Source organism: Enterobacter chengduensis, from assembly GCF_001984825.2.
Classification (GTDB): Bacteria; Pseudomonadota; Gammaproteobacteria; order Enterobacterales; family Enterobacteriaceae; genus Enterobacter; species Enterobacter chengduensis.
On record NZ_CP043318.1, the window covers coordinates 1,886,833 to 1,903,495 of the forward strand.

The 16,663-nt window shown below is 62.1% G+C and carries 16 protein-coding genes and 1 pseudogene; 12 read left to right on the top strand and 5 right to left on the bottom strand.

Features of this window, described 5'->3' with window-relative positions; genetic code table 11:
• Positions 1 to 121 precede the first annotated feature (121 nt).
• The 3 genes and pseudogenes from FY206_RS09215 to puuE all read left to right on the top strand — a co-directional run bounded on the left by FY206_RS09215 (position 122) and on the right by puuE (position 2,526).
• Complete coding sequence (locus FY206_RS09215) at positions 122 to 838, top strand: GntR family transcriptional regulator (protein WP_032639395.1); 717 nt, start codon at positions 122 to 124, stop codon at positions 836 to 838.
• A pseudogene (locus FY206_RS09220) lies at positions 838 to 1,706 on the top strand (aspartate/glutamate racemase family protein); the annotation flags it as partial. The gene FY206_RS09215 and the pseudogene FY206_RS09220, both read left to right, overlap by 1 nt.
• Positions 1,627 to 2,526: an allantoinase PuuE gene (gene puuE / locus FY206_RS09225; RefSeq protein ID WP_229267783.1), complete on the top strand. Its 900-nt coding sequence runs from the start codon at positions 1,627 to 1,629 to the stop codon at positions 2,524 to 2,526. The pseudogene FY206_RS09220 and the gene puuE, both read left to right, overlap by 80 nt.
• 69 nt (positions 2,527 to 2,595) lie before the next feature.
• On the opposite strand, the gene hpxZ is transcribed toward puuE, so the two are convergent.
• From hpxZ to hpxW, 4 genes are read right to left on the bottom strand one after another with little or no spacing between them, the layout of a single operon-like run.
• Positions 2,596 to 2,982, bottom strand: coding sequence for an oxalurate catabolism protein HpxZ (gene hpxZ / locus FY206_RS09230; RefSeq protein ID WP_032639401.1), 387 nt, complete (start codon positions 2,980 to 2,982; stop codon positions 2,596 to 2,598).
• Complete coding sequence (locus FY206_RS09235; RefSeq protein WP_032639403.1) at positions 2,979 to 4,376, bottom strand: AtzE family amidohydrolase; 1,398 nt, start codon at positions 4,374 to 4,376, stop codon at positions 2,979 to 2,981. Before FY206_RS09235 ends, hpxZ begins: the two co-directional genes overlap by 4 nt.
• Positions 4,373 to 4,561 (bottom strand): oxalurate catabolism protein HpxX, encoded by a 189-nt coding sequence (gene hpxX / locus FY206_RS09240; protein ID WP_032639405.1) that lies wholly within the window; start codon positions 4,559 to 4,561, stop codon positions 4,373 to 4,375. The genes FY206_RS09235 and hpxX overlap by 4 nt, the downstream gene beginning before the upstream one ends.
• A gap of 10 nt (positions 4,562 to 4,571) precedes the next feature.
• Positions 4,572 to 6,155, bottom strand: coding sequence for an oxamate amidohydrolase (hpxW, locus tag FY206_RS09245; protein WP_032639407.1), 1,584 nt, complete (start codon positions 6,153 to 6,155; stop codon positions 4,572 to 4,574).
• A gap of 142 nt (positions 6,156 to 6,297) precedes the next feature.
• Here hpxW and hpxU point away from each other — a divergent pair, with 142 nt between their 5' ends.
• The 7 genes from hpxU to hpxK all read left to right on the top strand — a co-directional run bounded on the left by hpxU (position 6,298) and on the right by hpxK (position 12,645).
• Positions 6,298 to 7,137: a MurR/RpiR family transcriptional regulator HpxU gene (gene hpxU, locus FY206_RS09250; RefSeq protein WP_032639409.1), complete on the top strand. Its 840-nt coding sequence runs from the start codon at positions 6,298 to 6,300 to the stop codon at positions 7,135 to 7,137.
• Between the two features lie 191 nt (positions 7,138 to 7,328).
• Positions 7,329 to 8,111, top strand: a complete 783-nt coding sequence (locus FY206_RS09255) for a transporter substrate-binding domain-containing protein (protein WP_032639412.1) — start codon at positions 7,329 to 7,331, stop codon at positions 8,109 to 8,111.
• A gap of 4 nt (positions 8,112 to 8,115) precedes the next feature.
• The gene (locus FY206_RS09260) at positions 8,116 to 8,781 is read left to right on the top strand and encodes an amino acid ABC transporter permease (RefSeq protein WP_032642519.1); all 666 of its coding nucleotides are present in this window, start codon (positions 8,116 to 8,118) and stop codon (positions 8,779 to 8,781) included.
• Positions 8,781 to 9,437: an amino acid ABC transporter permease gene (locus FY206_RS09265; protein WP_072001198.1), complete on the top strand. Its 657-nt coding sequence runs from the start codon at positions 8,781 to 8,783 to the stop codon at positions 9,435 to 9,437. Before FY206_RS09260 ends, FY206_RS09265 begins: the two co-directional genes overlap by 1 nt.
• Positions 9,418 to 10,155 carry an amino acid ABC transporter ATP-binding protein gene (locus FY206_RS09270; RefSeq protein WP_023327069.1) on the top strand — a complete coding sequence of 246 codons (738 nt, stop codon included), beginning with the start codon at positions 9,418 to 9,420 and terminating at the stop codon, positions 10,153 to 10,155. The genes FY206_RS09265 and FY206_RS09270 overlap by 20 nt, the downstream gene beginning before the upstream one ends.
• A gap of 13 nt (positions 10,156 to 10,168) precedes the next feature.
• Positions 10,169 to 11,410 (top strand): pyridoxal-phosphate-dependent aminotransferase family protein, encoded by a 1,242-nt coding sequence (locus FY206_RS09275; RefSeq protein ID WP_032639416.1) that lies wholly within the window; start codon positions 10,169 to 10,171, stop codon positions 11,408 to 11,410.
• Positions 11,407 to 12,645: an allantoate amidohydrolase gene (hpxK, locus tag FY206_RS09280; protein WP_032639418.1), complete on the top strand. Its 1,239-nt coding sequence runs from the start codon at positions 11,407 to 11,409 to the stop codon at positions 12,643 to 12,645. The genes FY206_RS09275 and hpxK overlap by 4 nt, the downstream gene beginning before the upstream one ends.
• Here hpxK and FY206_RS09285 read toward each other — a convergent pair.
• Positions 12,642 to 13,757: an ABC transporter ATP-binding protein gene (locus FY206_RS09285; protein ID WP_045890413.1), complete on the bottom strand. Its 1,116-nt coding sequence runs from the start codon at positions 13,755 to 13,757 to the stop codon at positions 12,642 to 12,644. The genes hpxK and FY206_RS09285 overlap by 4 nt on opposite strands.
• Before the next feature lie 321 nt (positions 13,758 to 14,078).
• Between FY206_RS09285 and FY206_RS09290 the strand changes: the two genes are divergently transcribed.
• Together FY206_RS09290 and FY206_RS09295 are read left to right on the top strand one after the other, a co-directional pair.
• The gene (locus FY206_RS09290; protein WP_032639494.1) at positions 14,079 to 15,293 is read left to right on the top strand and encodes an extracellular solute-binding protein; all 1,215 of its coding nucleotides are present in this window, start codon (positions 14,079 to 14,081) and stop codon (positions 15,291 to 15,293) included.
• A 56-nt stretch (positions 15,294 to 15,349) separates the two neighbouring features.
• Positions 15,350 to 16,654, top strand: coding sequence for a carbohydrate ABC transporter permease (locus tag FY206_RS09295; protein WP_032639496.1), 1,305 nt, complete (start codon positions 15,350 to 15,352; stop codon positions 16,652 to 16,654).
• Positions 16,655 to 16,663: the final 9 nt, after the last annotated feature.

Sequence of the window (16,663 nt, forward strand, 5' to 3'; positions counted from 1 at the left end):
ACCCCTTGAGTGGGCGTGCAGACGGTGTTGCAGGATCCAGGCCAAAATAATAAATCTTGTATGCAATATTTTATTTTTATGTATACGATTCGATAACGAAGAGTAAAAGACGGAGTGGTGAATGAACAATATAAATGCCCTGCAGACCGCGCCAGACCTGCATGATAAAGATGAATCGATCTTTCAGGCGCTGATGACCGCGATAGTCGAACATCAGCTGCTGCCGGGGAGCAAATTGCCGGAAGAGGCGCTGGCCGAGGTCTTTGGCGTCAGCCGCACGGGCATCCGCAAGGTGCTGCAGCGACTCGCCGCAGTGCAAATGGTCACCTTATCGCCCAGGCGTGGTGCACACGTCGCCAGCCCGACGGTAGAAGAGGCGCGGCACATCTTCCGCACCCGCGCCCTGCTGGAGGTCGCCAACCTGCCGGACGTGCTGGCCCACTGCCAGCCGCCGCACCTTGCCGCGCTGGAGGCCATTATTCGCCAGGAGCAGCAGGCGCACGAGGCGTACGACGGCCCGGCGGCGATCCGCCACTCCGCCAGTTTCCACATTCAGCTGCAGGCCATCTCCGGCAATCAGGTGCTCACCGAGATGGTCACTGGCCTGAGCCAGCGCTCGTCGCTGGTGATTGCCACCTGGGGCGCGCCCTGGCGGCAGGGCTGCCGCTGCAACGACCACGAACAGCTGGTGGATCTGCTGCGCCAGAAGGCGCTCCAGCCGCTAAGCGATGCCTTAATGCACCATTTTGAACATATCGTTGCCAGCCTTTGCTTTGAGCGGGCGGGCGAGTGTCTGCCTGATTTTGCCCGGCTGTTTGCCGGCCACAAGGAGTCGTAATGTCCGTCCGTATACAAGTGATCAACCCCAACACCAGCCTCGCGATGACGGAAACCATCGGCGCGGCGGCCCGCGCGGTCGCGGCACCGGGAACGGAGATCCTCGCCGTCAGCCCCAGCGCGGGCGTGCCGTCTATCGAGGGACACTTTGATGAAGCTATCGCCGCCGTGGGGGTTCTCGAACAGGTCAAGCTCGGCAGAGAGCAGGGCGTGGACGGTCACGTCATCGCCTGCTTTGGCGATCCGGGCCTGCTGGCGGCGCGCGAGCTGGCGCAGGGGCCGGTTATCGGCATCGCCGAAGCCGCCATGCATATGGCGACGCTGGTGGCGACGCGCTTTTCGGTGGTCACCACGCTGCCGCGCACGCTGATTATTGCCCGCCATCTGCTGCACCAGTATGGCTTTCACGACCGGTGCGCGGCGCTGCACGCCATCGATCTCCCGGTGCTGGCGCTGGAAGACGGCAGCGGTCTGGCGCAGGAAAAGGTGCGCGCGCGCTGTATACAGGCGCTGAAAGAGGACGGCTGCGGCGCCATCGTGCTGGGCTGCGGCGGCATGGCGACGCTGGCGCAGGAGCTGACCCGCGAGCTGCGCGTGCCGGTGATCGACGGCGTCAGCGCGGCGGTGAAGATGGTGGAGTCGCTGGCGGCGCTAGGGCTGTCGACCAGCAAGCATGGGGATCTGGCGTTCCCTGAGAAAAAAGCGTTAAGCGGACAATTTCAGGCACTGAATCCATTTTAATTTTTGGGGGTGGCAATGGGGCTTTTTGAACAGGATTACCCGCGGGATCTGCGCGGCTACGCGGGCAGCCCGCCGCACGCGCGGTGGCCGAATCAGGCGCGCATCGCCGTGCAGTTTGTGCTCAATTACGAAGAGGGGGCGGAAAACCACGTTCTGCACGGCGATGCCGGATCCGAGCAGTTCCTGTCGGACATCATCGGTGCGGCCAGCTACCCGGACAGGCACATGTCGATGGACTCGCTCTACGAGTATGGCAGCCGCGCCGGGTTCTGGCGGATCCACAGTGAATTTCAAAAACGCGGCCTGCCGCTGACGGTCTTCGGCGTGGCGATGGCGCTGGCGCGCCACCCGGAGATCGTTGAGGCGATCAAAGCCGCGGATTACGACGTGGTCAGCCACGGCTGGCGCTGGATCCACTATCAGCATATGGACATCGCCCAGGAGCGTGAGCATCTGCATAAAGCGGTGCAGGTGCTGACCGACCTGTTCGGCAAGCCGCCAACGGGCTGGTACACCGGGCGCGACAGCCCCAACACGCGCCAGCTGGTGGTGGAGCACGGCGGCTTCGACTACGACAGCGACTACTATGGCGACGACCTGCCTTTCTGGACGGAAGTGGCCTGCAGCGACGGTACCCGCAAACCACACCTGATCGTGCCGTATACGCTGGATGCGAACGACATGCGCTTCGCCACCGCGCAGGGGTTTAACACCGCCGAGCAGTTCTATACCTATCTCAAGGACAGTTTTGACGTGCTGTACGAAGAGGGGGAAAGCGCGCCGAAAATGATGTCCATCGGCATGCACTGCCGCCTGCTGGGGCGGCCGGGGCGTTTTCGCGCGCTGCAGCGGTTCCTGGATTACGTGCAGCAGCACGAGCGGGTGTGGATCTGTACCCGCCAGCAGATTGCCGATCGCTGGCGGGAGGTGCATCCGTTTCAGAAGTAATTGAGCCGTATTTTGCCGGGTGGCGGCTGCGCCTTACCCGGCCTACGGAATCTCGTATTCCCGGCGGTGCTACACCATCAAACTCACCTGAGCCGCCACGATCCGCCATCCGTCGGCAAACCGCACCCACGTCTGCTGCTGGCGGCCAATGCGTTCCGTCCCCTCGCGGGTAAACTCGGTGCTGCACACTGCGTAATCCTCCCCGAAGGTGGTGATGACGGTGTGGCGCAGCGTCCGCTGCAGCCCGGCGGCGGGGCGCGCCGCACGGAAGGCGCGGATTTCATCAATGCCGTACAGGTTTTCACCCGCCCCCAGCCGCACCGTGTTTTTGTCGTGCCAGAACAGCTCGTCCAGCACCGCAACGTTGTTGCTCACCAGCGCGTCTTCGTAGCGGTAAAACGCGGCGGTCACCTCGGCAACTACCCACGGCAGGTTAATGTCGTCGTGATTCATCATGCGGCCACCTCCGCCGGGCGGGCATCGGTGATGCCGCGCTCTTCCAGCACGCGCGCGACGCGCAGGCAGGCCTGCTCGTTAAACGGCTCCGCTATCAGCTGCAGGCCTATCGGCATACCCTGAGCGGTGCGCAGCGGAACGGTGGTCACCGGCAGGCCCAGGAACGAAATCGGCTGGGTGAGCATGCCCATGCTGGCGCGAATGGGCAGCAGTTGGCCGTTAATCTCCATGGTCTGCTCACCCGCGAGCGTAGCGCCGCGCGGGGTGGCCGGGGCGATCAGCACGTCGGCCTGGGCGAACAGGGTTTTAAACGCCTGCCGGGCGTGCGCGCGAAACCGCTGGGCCTGAATGTACCAGGCGGAGGGGAGCATCGCCCCTGCCAGCAGCCGTTCGCGGGAATGGGGTTCGAAACGCTCCGGCTCGCGACGAAGCGCGGGCAGGTACTGATTCCCCCCTTCGGAGGCGCTGATGATAAACGCCGCCGCGCGCGCGAGTTCGGCGTCCGGGAACTGCAGCTCGTCCTGCACGTCGAGCGCCTTCGCCACCCGCGCCACGGCGTCTCGGGCGTCCGCGTCGCACCAGGTGGTGAAGTAGCCGCCGAGCACCGCGCAGCGCAGGCCGTCAAGCCCGCGGTCAAGCAGGGGGCGCGTCTGCTCGCGCGAGCTCTCGGCCTGAAACGCGTCGCTGCTGTCCCGCCCCTGCAGCGCGTCATACACCGATGCAAGATCGCACACGCGGCGGGCGAAGGGGCCGATATGATCCAGGCTCGGGACAAACGGATGGCTGCCGGAACGCGACAGGCGGCCAAAGGTGGGCTTCAGGCCATAGATGCCGCACAGGGAGGCCGGAACGCGAATCGAGCCGTTGGTGTCGGTGCCGAGCGAAAAGTGCACCAGCCCGGCGGCCACCGCGGCGGCTGAACCGCCGGACGACCCGCCCGCGATGCGCGCCAGATCGTGCGGGTTGCGCGTCGTGCCGTAGTGGCTGTTCTCGGTAGTAAAGCCGTAGGCGTAGGCGTCCATATTGACCATCCCGGTCAGCAGCCCCCCCGCGCTGCGCAGCTGGCGCACCGCGAAGCCGTCAGCGGCGGCGGCAGGGCGCTGGCTGAACAGCTCGGCCCCGGCGAGGGTGGTGTGGCCCGCAACGTCGAACAGGTTTTTTACCGCGTAGGGCACGCCCGCCAGCGGCGGCAGGGGACGCTTCTCGCGGCGCAGGGTGTCGATGCTCTCGGCCTCGGCGAGCATGCGCGCTTCCGTCACGGCGGTCCATGCGCCGATTTGCGGGTTAACGCGCGCAATCGCCTCCAGCGTCTGGCGGGCGATCTCATGCGCGCTTAGCTCGCCCGCGCTCAGCGCCTGCTGAATGTCGCTGATACTCATCTCGTGTAGCGTCATGCTTTATATACTCCTGCGATCTCCAGGCGGTCGTCGAGCGGCAGCGCCATCAGCGGGACGGCCATGCTGGCAATGCGGCTGAACTGCACCAGCAGCTCGGCGCGGCGGGCGTCGTCCAGCGTCACGCCGAGCACGGACTCCATTTGCGCAAGATACGCCTGCCAGTCGGGTTGGTGTGTGGTCATTGTTGTCTCCTCAAAATCCGGCGGCCGCGCCGTTGCTGCGCGGGTCAAATGCGCCTTCCAGCAGCCCGTTGGGGTGACGGACAATCGCGCCCGCGTGGCCCATCGCTTCACTAAAGTCAGGGAACATTTCCACCTCGTGACCGAGGGCCTGCAGGCGCGCGACGGTCCCGGATGAAAAACGCCCTTCAAGCTTTAAGGTGTCCGAGGTTTGTCCCCAGGTGCGCCCCAGGAGCCAGCGCGGGCGGGAAATGCTCTCCTGCAGGGGCACGCCCTGGACCACGTAGCGGGTAAAGAGCGCGGCCTGGGTTTGCGGCTGCCCGTCGCCGCCCATCGAGCCGTAGACCATCACGCGCCCGTCCTTAAGGCGCGCCGCCGCCGGGTTCAGGGTGTGGAAGGGCTGCTTGCCCGGCGCGAGGGCCAGAAGATGATCGGGATCGAGGCTGAACGAGGCCCCCCGGTTCTGCCAGACGATGCCGGTGTCGGGCAGCACCACGCCGCTGCCGAACTCGTGATAAATGCTCTGGATAAACGATACGGCAAGCCCGCTGCTGTCCACTACCCCCATCCACACCGTGTCGCCGGGGCCTTTACCGATTCCCCACGGCGCGGCGCGACCGTCGTCAACCCTGTCGGCAAGCGCCTGCAGGGCGGCGGGATCCAGCAGGCTTTGAATATCGGTTTTCAGCGCGCGCGGGTCGGTGATGTGGGCATCGCGCAGGCCAAAGGCCAGCTTGGTGGCTTCCACGATGCGGTGAAGGGTGTCGGCGTCGTCGGCCTCCGCCATGTTCAGGCGATCGGTAATGCCGAGTATCGCCAGCGAAACCAGCCCCTGCGTCGGCGGGGCGTGGTTATAAATTTCTCCCTGCTGATGCTGCAGTTTCAGCGGCGCGGTGCGCCGGGCGGCGTGGGCGCGTAAATCGGCCAGCGTGACCGGCAGGCCCAGCGTCTCCATCCCCTGCGCCAGCACCTCCGCCAGCGGGCCGCGATAAAAGCTGTCCAGGCCGTCTTCCGCCAGGCGCTTAAGCGTGGACGCCATGGCCGGTTGATAAAAACGGCTGCCGGCCTCTGGCGGCCTGCCGTCCACCAGCCAGGTTTCCGCGAAGCCGGGAACGTCCTTCAGCTCGTCAAATTTACTGGCCGTGGCGTTGGCCTGAGAGGCTGTGACCGGCGTGCCGTTCTGCGCGTAATCGATGGCGTCGGCCAGCAGGCGGGAGAGCGGCAGCGCCTTGCCGGTCATCTCGCGGGAGACCTTCAGCGCCTCGTCCCAGCCGCTCACGGTGCCGGCGACGGTCAGGGCCGCCTGCGGGCCGCGATGGGGAATATGCGCCAGCCCGTCGTAGGCGGCGAGCGTCGCGCGCGATCCCGCCGCGCCGCTGGCGTCAATGGCGATCGGTTCGCCCTGCGGGGGGACGATGAGCCAGAAGCCATCGCCGCCCAGCCCGTTCATGTGCGGGTAAACCACGGCGATAGTGGCCGCCGCGGCGACCATCGCCTCTATCGCGCTGCCGCCTTCTCGCAGCACCGCCAGCGCGCTCTGGCTGGCAAGATGGTGGGGCGCAACGGCCATGCCGTGCGTGGAGACATTACTTTGCATGAAGCATCCTCGTAATCCTGAAAGGCACAAGGTGCTGCAAAAGCTGTTCCAGATCTGAAAAAAAAGTTTCAGTAAACTGGCACGTATAATGAAAGGTAGAATGAAAAGCAAAATGTGATGAAACAAAAGTTACAGAGGCGCTATGGAACAACTGGATGAACGTCTGAAAGCACAGTACCCGTCACTGTCGCCGCAGGAGCAGCGGGTCGCGGATTTTATTTTCGACCATTTTGACGATCTGATTAGCTACAACAGCGCCGAGCTGGCGCAGCTGAGCGGGGTGTCGAAAGCCACGGTCAGCCGCCTGTTTAAGCGTCTGGGCTATGAGAAATATAAGGACATGCGCGACGAGCTGCGCACCCTGCGCCAGAGCGGGATGCCGCTCACCGATAATCGCGACGCGGTGCAGGGCAATACGCTGCTGGCGCGCCACTACAAGCAGGAGATGGCGAACCTGACCCAGTGGGTCAATGCCCTCGACGCGCAGCAGTTTGCCGACGCCATGGCCTGCATGGTGAAGGCGCGGCGCATCGTCATTATCGGCATGCGTAACGCCTATCCGGCGGCGCTGCACCTGCGCCAGCAGCTGCTGCAGGCGCGCGGTCAGGTGCTGGTCCTGCCGCAGCCGGGGCAGAGCCTGAGCGAAGAGCTGGTCGATTTAACGCCGGACGATATGGTGGTCATGATGGCGTTTCGCCGCCGTCCGCGCATCATTCGCCCGCTGATGCAGCAGCTTCAGCGTTGCGGCATTCCGGTACTGCTGATGTGCGAGCCGCAGGCCCACAGCCTGTTTCCGCTGGCCAGCTGGCAGCTCTGCGCCCCGCTGGACAGCGTCTCCGCCTATGACAGCTATTCCTCGGTCAACAGTCTGATTAACCTGCTGGCGAACGCTTTCCTGCATGACGTTCTCGATAAAGGCCGTCCGCGCATTCACGACATTGCCTCCCTCTACCAGCAGCTGGACGAGCTCGAACAGCGATAATGGGGCATCAGTCTGGTGCTTTGCATTGAAATGGTGCAGAAGGTCGGGGCGAAAATGGAGAATATTTTCGCCCCGACCGCCTTATTTAAGGCTTTATAAGAAATTTCCCCGCGTCGCCTCACCTGGCACATTAGTTGCAAAATTACATTCAAAGAATCTTTTGTTTCATGTTAACGTTACGGGGAAGCACCATGAAAAAACTGTTGATTGCACTGGTCGGGGCCGCAGGCCTCTTCACACAGCTGCCGGCAAAGGCTGACCAGCTTCAGGATATCGAGAAGCGCGGCACCATTCGCATTGCCGTTCCGCAGGACTTCCCGCCGTTTGGCTCGGTGGGGACCGACCTGCAGCCGCAGGGCTATGACATCGACATGGCGCGCTATCTGGCTAAGCAGATGAAGCTCAGGCTGCAGCTGGTGCCGGTGACCAGCGCCAACCGCGTGCCGTACCTGCAAACCGATAAGGTGGATCTGGTCATCTCCAGCCTCGGGAAAAACCCGGAGCGCGAGAAGGTAATCGACTTCAGCCGCGCCTACGCGCCGTTCTTCCTCGGCGTGTTTGGTCCCAAAGGGGCCGAGCTGAAGGATGCCGCCGCGCTGAGCGGCAAAACCATCGGCGTGACGCGCGGGGCGGTAGAGGACATGGTACTCACCGGCCTGGCGCCAAAAGACGCGAACGTGAAGCGCTACGAAGACAACAACACCACGCTCTCTGCATACCTCTCCGGGCAGGTGCAGTACGTGGCAACCGGCAACCTGGTGGTGGCGGCTATTTCGCGGCAGAACGCGGATAAAGCCCCGGTGCCGAGCTTTATGCTGAAAGATTCGCCGTGCTTTATCGGCCTGAAGAAAAACGAACCGGCCCTGAAGGCAAAAGTGGACGCTCTGATTGAGCAGGGCATTAAGGACGGCACGCTGAACGGCCTGTCCGAGCAATGGCTGAAGGCCCCGCTGCCGGCAAACCTTGGCGCCTGAGCCGATGACGGAGCAACTTGATTTTTCAGCCCTCTGGCCGCACTGGCCGGAGCTGCTGGCGGGGCTGTGGGTCACCGTTCAGCTGACGGTGATGGCGACCGTCGGCGGGCTGGCGACAGGGATTTTCGGGGCGGCGATCCGCAGCGGACGCACGACCTGGTACAGCCGGATCTGGGGCGGTTACGTGGAGATTATCCGCAACACGCCGTTTGTGGTGCAGCTATTTTTCATCGTCTTCGGCCTGCCGAATCTGGGCCTGAAGATGACGGCGGGGGAAGCGGCGCTGCTGGCGATGGTGGTGAACCTGGGCGCCTACAGCACGGAGATTATCCGCGCGGGCATTCAGGTGACGCCGAAAGGGCAGTGGGAAGCCGGACGCGTGCTGGGGCTGAGCCGCCTGCAGACCTTTATCCGCGTGGTGCTGCCGCCCGCGCTGCAGCGAATTTACCCGGCGCTGGTGAGCCAGTGCATCATCGTGATGCTCGGCTCGTCGGTGGTGTCGCAGGTCTCGTATGAAGAGCTGACCTTCGCCGCCAACCTGATCCAGTCCAGAACGTTTTTGAGCTTTGAGGTCTATCTGGTGACAACCGGGATTTACTTAGCGCTGTCGATTACCCTGCGCCAGCTGATGATGGCGGCAGGACGTAAATGGCTGGGGGTGCAGGCATGATGACCACCTTTACCGACTGGGACATTATTCGCAACCTGCTGCTGGCCGGACGCTGGACGGTGCTGCTGTCACTGGTGGCGTTTGTCGGCGGGGCGGCGGTGACGCTGCCGCTCCTGCTGCTGCGCCTGACCGGCGGGCGCACGGTGAAGCGCATCATCCGCGGCTATATCGAGCTGTTTCAGGGCACGCCGCTGCTGATGCAGCTGTTCCTGGCCTTCTTCGGCGTGGCGCTGTTCGGCATCGACGTTTCGCCGTGGACCGCCGCCTCGCTGGCGCTGACGTTTTACACCAGCGCGTTTCTGCTCGATATCTGGAACGGCAGCATTCGCGCCCTGCCGAAGGGGCAGTGGGAGGCCTCGCGCTGTCTGGGGCTGACCTTCGGCCAGACCCTGTTTCGCGTGGTCGCCCCGCAGGCGCTGCGCATCGGTATCGCCCCGACGGTCGGCTTTGCCGTGCAGGTGATTAAAGGCACCGCGCTGGCGTCCATTATCGGCTTTATCGAGCTGACCAAGGCCGGGACCATGCTGACCAACGTGACGTATCAGCCGTTTAAGGTCTTTGCGCTGGTGGCGCTGGGCTACTTTATTCTGTGTTATCCGCTGTCGCGCTACAGCCGCTATCTGGAGACGAAATTCAATGCCTCTTATCACCATTAATCAGGTGCAGAAGTACTACGGCGATAACCACGTGCTCAAGGGTGTCGATCTGGATATCGACATGGGCCAGGTGATCTCCATCATCGGGCGCAGCGGATCGGGCAAAAGCACGCTGCTGCGCTGCATTAACGGCCTGGAAGGCTACCAGGACGGCAGCATCAAGCTTGGCGGCATGACCATTACCGACCGGGACTCCCAGGCGCGCGAAATCAGCCGCTCGGTCGGGATGGTGTTCCAGAGCTTTAATCTGTTCCCGCACATGACGGCGCTGGAAAACGTGATGCTTGCCCCGCGTCGGGTGCTGAAGAAAAGCGCCGCCGAATGCCGGGCGCTGGCGCAGCAGATGCTGGAGAAGGTTGGCCTTGGCGATCGTCTGGATTACTACCCCTCGAGCCTCTCCGGCGGCCAGCAGCAGCGCGTGGCGATCGCCCGCGCGCTGGCGATGTCGCCGAAAGTGTTGCTCTGCGACGAGATCACCTCCGCGCTCGATCCGGAGCTGGTGGGCGAAGTGCTCAAGGTGCTGGAGCAGCTGGCGGCAGAGGGGATGACGCTGATACTTGTTACCCATGAAATGAATTTTGCCCGCGAAGTGGGCGACCGCGTGGTGTTTATGCACCAGGGGAAAGTCTGGGAGCAGGGCGACAGCAAAACGCTGTTCGCCAACCCGCAGACCACGGAACTGAAGCAGTTCATCTCCTCCGTGCGCGGCCTTAACTGATAAGGACTTAACGATGGATATCGCACGCTTTCCGCAAATCAACCCGCCCCAGCGCCTGCTTATGGGCCCGGGGCCAATCAACGCCGACCCGCGCGTGCTGCGCGCCATGTCGAGCCAGCTGATCGGCCAGTACGATCCGGCCATGACCCACTACATGAACGAGGTGATGGCGCTCTATCGCGGCGTGTTCCGCACCGAAAACCGCTGGACGATGCTGGTGGACGGCACCTCCCGCGCAGGGATTGAGGCCATTCTGGTCTCCGCCATTCGCCCGGGCGATAAGGTGCTGGTGCCGGTCTTTGGCCGCTTCGGCCACCTGCTGTGCGAGATTGCCCGCCGCTGCCGGGCGGAGGTCCATACCATCGAGGTGCCGTGGGGGGAGGTGTTTACCCCGGACCAGGTCGAGGATGCGATCAAACGTATCCGTCCGCGCCTGCTGCTGACCGTGCAGGGCGATACCTCCACCACCATGCTGCAGCCGCTTGCGGAGCTCGGCGCCATCTGCCGCCGCTACGACGTGCTGTTTTACACCGACGCCACCGCGTCGCTCGGCGGTAACGCGCTGGAGACCGACGCCTGGGGGCTGGACGCCGTCTCGGCCGGGATGCAGAAGTGCCTCGGCGGCCCGTCGGGCACGTCGCCGATCACCCTGAGCGCGCGCATGGAGGAGGCGATCCGCCGCCGCAGGTGCGTTGAGGAAGGCATACGCACCGACGCCCACCGCGACGGCGACGAGGAGATGATCTACTCCAACTATTTCGATCTCGGCATGGTGATGGACTACTGGGGACCGGAGCGGCTAAACCACCACACCGAAGCCACCACCGCGCTGTTCGGCGCTCGGGAATGCGCGCGGCTGATCCTGCAGGAAGGGCTGGATAACGGCATTGCCCGCCACAGGCTGCACGGCGATGCGCTGCTGAAGGGCATTCAGGCGATGGGGCTGGAGACCTTCGGCGATCTGAAGCACAAGATGAACAACGTGCTGGGCGTGGTTATTCCTCAGGGCGTCAACGGCGACGAGGTGCGCAAGCTGATGCTGGAGGATTTCGGGATTGAAATCGGCACCTCGTTTGGCCCGCTGCACGGCAAAGTGTGGCGCATCGGCACCATGGGCTATAACGCGCGCAAGGACTGCGTGATGACCACCCTGAGCGCGCTGGAGTCGGTGCTGAACTACCTGAAATTCACCACCACGCAGGGGGCCGCCATGCAGGCCGCGTGGGACCACTATCGCCGCGAGACGCCGCAATGAGCCCGGCGGCAGAGCGGGTGATGGCGCGCGCCGACGCGCTGGCCGCCATTAGCGAAACCCCGGATGCGCTGACGCGGGTCTATCTTTCCACGCAGCATCTGCAGGCCAACCAGCTGGTCGGGGAGTGGATGCGCCAGGCGGGCATGACCGTCTGGCAGGACAGCGTGGGCAATATCTGTGGACGCTACGAAGGCGCGCGGGAAGGGGCGCAGGCGGTGCTGCTCGGCTCGCATCTGGATACCGTGCGCAACGCCGGGCGCTATGACGGCATGCTCGGGGTACTCACCGCCATCGAAGTGGTAGACGGCCTGCACCAGCAGGGTCTCCATCTGGCGCAGGCCATCGAGATTGTCGGCTTTGGTGACGAAGAGGGCACCCGCTTCGGCATTACGCTGTTGGGCAGCCGGGGGCTGACGGGCACCTGGCCGCAGGGCTGGCTGGAGACGCGCGATGCCAGTGGCATCAGCGTGGCGCAGGCGATGGTGCAGGCGGGGCTCGATCCCGCCCGCGTGGCGCTCGCGGCACGTCGTCAGGACGATTTCAGCGCCTGTCTGGAACTGCATATCGAACAGGGGCCGTGCCTGGAGCAGGAAGGGCTGGCGCTGGGCGTGGTGGAAGCCATTAACGGCGCGCGTCGTCTGAACTGCCGCTTCACCGGCGAGGCCGGGCACGCGGGCACCGTGCCGATGAACCATCGCAAGGACGCGCTGGCCGCCGCCGCCGAGTGGATGGTGCTGATCGAAAACACCACCCGACAGCGGGGCGGCAACCGGGTGGCGACGGTCGGCGAGCTGCGCTGCCTGCCCGGCGCGGTCAACGTGATCCCCGGTGAGGTTACGCTCACGCTGGATATTCGCGGTCCGCAGGAGGCACCGCTTGACGCGCTGCTCGATGAACTGCTGGCGCAGGCGCAGGCGATTGCCGCGCGTCGCGGGCTAAGCTTCAGCGCGGAGGCGTTTTACCGGATCGCCGCCACGCCGTGCGATGCGCGTTTGCAGCATCTGCTGGGGAACGCCGTGGAATCGGTGCAGGGGCGCTCAGTATCTCTGCCGAGCGGCGCCGGGCATGACACCATCGCCCTGGCGGAACGCTGGCCGGTGGGCATGCTGTTTGTGCGCTGCAGGGGGGGCGTCAGCCACCATCCGGCGGAATCGGTGATGGCTGAGGATGTTGCCCTGGCGATTGAGGCGTTTGGGCAGGCGGTGAGAAGGCTGGCTAACGGTGGCGCGCGTTAAGCCACCGAGCGTACTGCATCTTCGATATCCGCGCTCACCCGCACGTCCTGTTCGTCAAAGATCATGCAGTGACGGTCGTCAAACGCCACGTCTATCTTCTGCCAGGGCGCGAACATCACGTCGCCCGGCAGTAAGATCTTCACGTTGTCATGGCCGTAGCATTGTCCAAACAGGTACGTATTGTTCCCCAGACGCTCCACGACTTCACAGTTGAATTCCAGCGGCGTGCCGCGCCTGACGTCGGTGGACAAATGTTCCGGACGAATGCCCAGCGTCACCTGGCTTCCCGGCTGCAGCGGCGTGGTGGTTATAGCGAGCGTGAGCGACTTCTGCTGCGACAACCTGACGGTGAGCTTGCCCGGTTGCCAGGCTTCGACGGTCGCCGGCAGGAAGTTCATTTTCGGCGAGCCGATAAACCCGGCGACAAACTTATTTGCCGGTTTGTAATAGAGATCCATCGGCGCGCCCATCTGCTCAACCTTGCCATAGTTCATGACCACAATTTTGTCGGCCAGCGTCATCGCTTCGATCTGGTCATGCGTGACATATACCATGGTGGTTTTCAGCTCCTGATGCAGGCGGGCGAGGTGCAGTCGCATCTCGACGCGCAGTTCAGCGTCCAGGTTAGAGAGGGGTTCATCGAACATAAAGACGCGCGGATTGCGCACGATGGCGCGCCCAATGGCCACGCGCTGGCGCTGCCCGCCGGAGAGTTGTTTCGGCTTACGGTCCAGCAGGTGGGAGAGCTGCAGCGTTTTTGCCACCATCTCCACCTGATGGCGGATCTGCTCTTTCGGCACTTTGTTCACCTTCAGACCGTAGCCCATGTTTTCGGCGACCGTCATGTGTGGATAGAGCGCGTAGGATTGAAAGACCATCGCCACGCCCCGGCGTGAAGGGGCGACGTCATTCATCACCTCATTACCGATTAAGACTTCACCTTCGCTAATCTCCTCCAGCCCCGCAATCATGCGCAGCATGGTCGATTTCCCGCAGCCGGAAGGGCCGACAAAAACGGCAAATTCACCGTCTTCAATTTCCAGATTCACGTTGTGTAAGGTGACGGTGTCGCCAAAGCGCTTGGTGACATTCCTCAATTGTATGTTCGACATCAGTGTTCCCCGAGTAAATCGTCAGCTATGTTTTACGTATAACAATCTGGTTCAACACAGCTGGACGGTGCAATTTGTCTGGATTGACTATAACTTCCAGTATTCACGCGCCCTATACAGATATTCCATTAATGTTATGACGATCACACAACTTACAGTTTTTTGTAGAGTTATCATGATGTGAAGGGTAGCGTATATCCAACCAAAGGCATTTGATGTCATACGTGCAGCATTCGTTTTAATGCGTAACAGGATGCGTCGGGTACGGCGTTAAATGCGATAACAACCATAAAATTGTTATACCTTCACATGAGGTTGAACATGAAAAAGAACATTCTCGCTGCGCTTATCCTCTCTACGCTCGCGGTGCAGGTTCACGCCACCGCGCAGCTTAACGTATGGGAAGACATCAAGAAGTCGTCCGGCATTAAAGATGCGGTCGCCGATTTTGAAAAACAGTACGACGTGAAGGTTAACGTCCAGGAGACCCCTTACGCTCAGCAGCTGGAAAAGTTGCGTCTGGACGGTCCGGCAGGGATTGGCCCGGATGTGCTGGTTATCCCTAACGATCAGCTAGGCGGCGCCGTTGTGCAAGGGTTATTGACCCCCCTGAATCTGGAGGCCAGGCAGACCGAACAGTACACCCCGGCCTCCATCAATGCCTTCAAAATGGATAACGCCCTCTACGGCGTGCCGAAAGCGGTTGAGACGCTGGTGCTGATCTACAACAAAGACCTCATCGCTAAACCCCTCAACTCGCTGCAGGACTGGTATGACTTTTCTAAACAGCAGCGCGCAAAAAACCAGTACGGCCTGCTCGCCAAGTTCGATCAGATTTACTACAGCTGGGGCGCTATCTCCCCGATGGGCGGCTACATCTTTGGGCAAAACGACAAGGGCGGCTATAACGCCAGCGACGTCGGCCTGAACAAACCGGGCGCAGTAGAGGCCGTGACGTACCTGAAAAAATTCTACGCCGACGGGATCTTCCCGGCCGGGATAGTCGGCGACAACGGCCTGAACGCCATCGACTCTTTATTTACCGAGAAAAAAGCGGCAGCCGTGATCAACGGGCCGTGGGCCTTCCAGCCGTATGAAGCGGCAGGCATCAACTACGGCGTTGCGCCGCTGCCCACGCTGCCGGACGGCAAGCCAATGAGCTCCTTCCTCGGCGTGAAAGGCTACGTGGTCTCCACGTGGAGCAAAGACAAAGCGCTGGCGCAGAAATTCATCGAATTTATTAACCAGCCGCAGTACGTCAAAACCCGCTACGTCGCCACGCGCGAGATCCCGCCGCTGACGGCGATGATCGACGATCCGATTATCAAGAACGATGAAAAAGCGAGCGCCGTTGCGGTACAGGCCGCGCGCGCTTCCGCCATGCCGGGCATTCCGGAGATGGGCGAAGTGTGGGGGCCAGCCAACGCCGCGCTGGAGCTGAGCCTGACCGGCAAACAGGATCCGAAAGCCGCGCTGGACAGCGCAGAGAAGCAGGTCCAGATGCAAATCGAAGCCATGCAGGCCAGCAACCAGTAATTTTCTGACGTCACCGAACGGGAGGCTGCTCTCCCGTTTTTTGAAAGGAGTTGTCTGTGAGTATCATCCCGGAACATATTGCCAAACCGCGCGTGGCCGGGCGTCATGCCTGGACTGGGCTGCTGCTGGCGGTCATCCCTGGCTTCGGTCAGTTCTACCATCGCCAGTGGCTGAAGGGGATCATCTTCCTGGTGCTGCTGGCAAGTTTTATCGGCGTATTCGCTGATTTTTTACGCGAAGGGCTGTGGGGGCTGGTGACGCTTGGCGAGGAGGTGCCGCGTGACAATTCCATCTTCCTGCTGGCTGAGGGGATCATCAGCGTGTTGATTGGCGCGTTTGGCGTGGCGGTGTACGCCCTGTCGATGCGGGATGCGTGGGCAAATGGCCGTCGACGTGACGAAGGCTTACGGCTTAATAGCGTGCGCAAGCAGTACCAGATGCTGCTCAGCGACGGCTTCCCGTATCTGATGATCGCGCCGGGTTTTATCCTGCTGGTGTTTGTCGTGGTATTCCCCATTCTGTTCGGCTTTGCCATCGCCTTTACCAACTACAACCTTTACCACACGCCGCCGGCTAAGCTGGTGGACTGGGTTGGCTTTAAGAACTTTATCAATATTTTCACGCTCTCCATCTGGCGCTCGACCTTCTTCGACGTGCTCCAGTGGACGGTGGTCTGGACCCTGCTCGCCACCACGCTGCAATGCTCGGTAGGCGTGCTGCTGGCCATCCTGGTTAACCAGAAAGATCTGCGCTTTAAGCCGCTGATCCGCACCATCTTTATCCTGCCGTGGGCGGTGCCGGGTTTTGTCACCATTCTGGTATTTGCCGGGATGTTCAACGACTCCTTCGGGGTGATTAACAACGCGATTCTGGCCTTCTTCGGCATTGCGCCTAAAGCCTGGATGACCGACCCGTTCTGGACCAAAACGGCGCTGATTATGATGCAGACCTGGCTCGGCTTCCCGTTTGTGTTCGCCATGACCACCGGCGTGTTGCAGGCGATCCCTGACGATCTGTATGAAGCGGCCACCATGGACGGCGCCAGCAGCGCGACCAAGCTGCGCACCATTACGCTGCCGCTGGTGCTGTACTCGATTGCGCCGATTCTGATCACCCAGTACACCTTCAACTTCAATAACTTCAACATTATCTATCTGTTTAACAACGGCGGTCCGGCGGTGGTCGGGTCAAATGCGGGCGGGACCGACATTCTGGTGTCGTGGATCTACAAGCTGACGATGTCCTCTTCGCAGTACGCGATTGCGGCGACCATCACCATCCTGCTGTCGATTTTCGTCGTCGGCCTGGCGCTGTGGCAGTTCCGCGCCACCAAATCTTTCAAAAATGACGACATGGCGTAAGGGACGCAA